Origin of the sequence: Otoolea muris (genome assembly GCF_943193115.1) — a bacterium.
Lineage (GTDB): Bacteria > Bacillota > Clostridia > Lachnospirales > Lachnospiraceae > Otoolea > Otoolea muris.
In genome coordinates, this window is the sequence record NZ_CALPCY010000111.1 from 1 (window position 1) to 3,628 (window position 3,628).

At 44.2% G+C, this 3,628-nt stretch carries 4 protein-coding genes; all 4 read right to left on the minus strand.

Annotated elements, in window-relative coordinates:
* Positions 1-165: 165 nt before the first annotated feature.
* On the minus strand, positions 166-1,215 hold the full coding sequence (locus NFS31_RS26195) for a tyrosine-type recombinase/integrase (protein WP_251501852.1): 1,050 nt from the start codon (positions 1,213-1,215) through the stop codon (positions 166-168).
* Complete coding sequence (locus NFS31_RS26200) at positions 1,212-2,168, minus strand: tyrosine-type recombinase/integrase (protein ID WP_160259705.1); 957 nt, start codon at positions 2,166-2,168, stop codon at positions 1,212-1,214. Before NFS31_RS26200 ends, NFS31_RS26195 begins: the two co-directional genes overlap by 4 nt.
* Positions 2,165-3,283: a tyrosine-type recombinase/integrase gene (locus NFS31_RS26205; protein WP_251501855.1), complete on the minus strand. Its 1,119-nt coding sequence runs from the start codon at positions 3,281-3,283 to the stop codon at positions 2,165-2,167. The genes NFS31_RS26200 and NFS31_RS26205 overlap by 4 nt, the downstream gene beginning before the upstream one ends.
* A gap of 88 nt (positions 3,284-3,371) precedes the next feature.
* A partial coding sequence (locus NFS31_RS26210; RefSeq protein ID WP_251501858.1) for a hypothetical protein occupies positions 3,372-3,628 on the minus strand: 257 nt, incomplete at its 5' end.

Here is a 3,628-nt window from a genome sequence, read left to right on the forward strand (position 1 = left end):
TATAATTGTAGTTATAGGAACAAAATTTTTATCGGAACAAGTTACAAGAATCCTTGAAAATACAAGGATACAGCGGTAAAAAGTTCCGATAAAAATTCAACTATGCCAGGAAATTGTGTACGGGAATAAATTTCAAATTCCCCAAAAGTTCCTATAAAAATACAGCTATTTTAACCCAGTCAATTTCTTGAGAGTTTCTTCGTCAGTTACAGTATATCTCGCAGAATTTAGCTTGGAGTAGAGCGGATTGTCCTGCGGCGTAGCTGCTTCAATAGCCTTACGCTTATGCTCAGTATCTGCATGGGCATAAATTTGAGTGGTTTCAAGCTGCGAGTGTCCAAGCCATTGGGATACAAGTGTCAAATCCATGCCTTCTTGATATAAATGCATCGCGCGGCTATGACGCAATAAATGCGGATATACGTTGGAGGGAACTTCAGGACAAACACGCCGGGCCTGTTCGCCATATTTTTGGAGTACATATCTAATTCGTCTGTCAGAAAGACGTTGCTTGTTGCCATGAATTACTGAATAGAATAATGGCGCATCAACATTTTGAGCAGTATCCTTATGGAATACGGACAAATATTTTTTTAAATGTTGAGCTGTTTTTTCCATTAATGGCACAACACGGGTTTTTCGTCCCTTTCCAAACAGCGTAACTTTGGGTAACTGGCCTAACTGCAAATCCCCCAGCTTTAAGTTAAGTACCTCTTGAACCCGTGCGCCAGTATCATACAAAAGCATAATAAAAAATCTATCGCGCAGTCCTTTTGGTGTATTAATGTCTGGCTGCTCAATAATCGCGGTAATCGCCCTCATGCTCATATAATCTACCATAATCGTGTTGTCAGGCTTCTTGAATGGAACCTTCTTCAACTTATTGAGATTAGCGATTAACGTTATGTCATGATCGGCTGCATAGTCCATAAAAGCACGGATTGCAGCAAATCTGGCATTGCGTGTAGAAATAGAGCACCCCTTTTCCAATTCGAGATGTTTAAGAAACGAAAAAATAACATCGGCAGTCAGATGTTCAAAAGAGAGGCTGCCTAGCGGTATCTGTTCGCGCTCTTTCACATAGTCCAGAAGTTCTTCTAAGGCTTTTCGGTATGAAAGGATTGTGTTGTGGCTAACATTGCGTTGCTTGGGCAGGTAGGTTTTCAGGTAGTCGTATAACAGTGGAAATAGTGAACTTTCTCCAGTCTTCATCATTCCGTCACCTCCGGGAACATCGCGTTAAATTTATCCCAATCAATAGCGGAAGACTTGATGATGTTTTCCGGCAGGATATGGATGTAGTATGCCGTTTCGGACAAGCTGCCATGCCCCATATATTCACGAAGGAATGGGAGCATGGCCATTAAATTTTCTCCATTATTGAGCCAGCGGTTCAGACAAGCCGAAGCGAATCGATGCCTGAGATCATACACACGAACTTTCCCTGGATACTTCCCCGCCAGTTCTGCATGGGACCAAGCCCTGTTGAATGCGGAATACAAGGTTTCCGTTGTCAACGCCCCACCATTTGCAGATGGAAAGAAGTATGGATTTTCACAGCAAAAAAGCCTTCGCCGCTGTTCATATTTGCGTGCAAAAATAAGCATATCATCCGACATGACAACAATACGTTCTTTGTTCCGCTTAGTATGCGTAATGAGGATTTCGCCAGTTTCTAAATGGATGTTTTCCGCCAATAGCTCCCGGCCTTCATTTGGGCGCAGGCCACAGGTATAGATCAGGCGGTACAAGGCAGGGGCAATTTCATTCAGAAAAGGTTCCTTTTTTGTGGGTGGCAGTTGGTCAATGGCCCTGAAAAGAGCCGACAACTCCATGTCAGTAAAAAGGTAAGCAGTTGCCCTGCTTTTAAGCGGGGCATATTTTTCTGGCAGGATATATGCTTCTTCTCCAATAGCACACAGGTATCTTGCAAACTGCCGCATGGATGCAACCCGTTGGGCAGTATTGTAGCTGGAAACCACAGCATCATTAATCCAGTCGAGAACAAGTTCGCGGGACAGTTTTGTTTGTGTTGGATGCTTTTCCATGCACCAGCAATCAAATTTTATGAAATGCCGGAGGTAGGTTTCTCTTTTATAACCACGTGCGGTGCGATAGTCCAGAAAATTTGAAATCCGTTCTCCGAATACGCTTGAAAATTTTATCATTGAGGCTCACCGCCTTCCGGCTCAATTCCCGCAAAGGTTAATGCACACATTTTAAGATGTTCCATATCCGCAGCAAGATAGGGCTTTGTTGAGTTGACGTTTTTGTCCCCGAATACCTGAGCGACATCATAGACAGAGATTCCGTTTGTCACCATAGACGTGCCAAGCGCACGGCGTAGATTATGGAACCGGGTACTTGCCGGCAGGCTGGCAGCGATACAGCAGTCCCTATAAATTTCTCCTACTGTCACTGCGGCAGCAAGCCTTTTGTGCGGCGCATTGATACGGAGAAAAATTTCATTGTCCGCTGTATGTGGCCGGGCATTAAGAATGTAATCTTTCAGGGCTTCCCCCACATCCTGTGTTAATGGCAGATGCACCGGATAGGAGGTTTTGGACTGCACAATGCGGATTTCACCCCGAAGCCAGTCTATATCTTCCAGCTTCAGAGCTATCACATCACAGGCCCGCAGGCCGAGGACAGTCCCCAGCATCATAATCGCGTAGTCACGTTTTCCTTTGACCGTTGAACGGTCGATTGCGTCCAGCAGCTTAGCTATATCTGATTTTGGAAGAACCGGGAACACCCTTTTTTCCCGCTGCACCGAAAAGGAAAACAATGCTGAATAATCATCGTTCACCTGCCCGGTCATATGGAGGAAAGCGTACAGTTTCTTCAAATACAGACGTACATTGTGGATGGTACCCGGCGCATAGTGTTCTGAACAGAACAGAAGAAATTTCTGGATATGTATGGCTCCGACACCTGACATATCTTTGAATCCCCGGTCTTCCAGCCAAGCAAAGTATTTGTATGCCACCCATCGTATGTCACAGCGGGTATTAGGATGAAAATCCCCTGCTATAAATTCCTCTGCAATCTGCTTGAATGTTGGTGTCAGTTCCTGCCTGGCTCCACGGAGCGTACTTGACAGGGCATCAATCCGTCCTGTGCAGACATAGCTGACGAAACGGTCGATTTCACGTTTTGTTCGCTCATAATGTTTTTTCTGCATAGTACCCCTGAAATATCTGTCATCAATCTCTCTCAAATAACGATTGATGACAGACTGGTCAAAATACACCATGCCTTCGTTCAGATGCTGCCGGATCATAAGATCCGCCCGTCGTATAAGCAACAGCTTTGTGGTGATACTGTACCCTGTCTGCATCAGGGCAGCCTCGTAGCTTTCCAGCAGTCCTTCAACTGGTACTTTTTCTCTTGTTATCACAATAAGTAGTCCTCCTCATATAGTAGTCAGGAATGTCCCTGCTTCCTATAGCATATCGAACAATGATTATTGTGCCAATTTTTATAGGAACTTTTTCTAAATCAGAAATTTTTCCTCCCATCCAATTCTCTTGCACGGATATATTTTTATCGGAACTTTTTACCGCATTATCCTTGTGATTACAATGGTTTTTGCGGCTTGTTCCGATAAAAATTTTATTCCTATAAC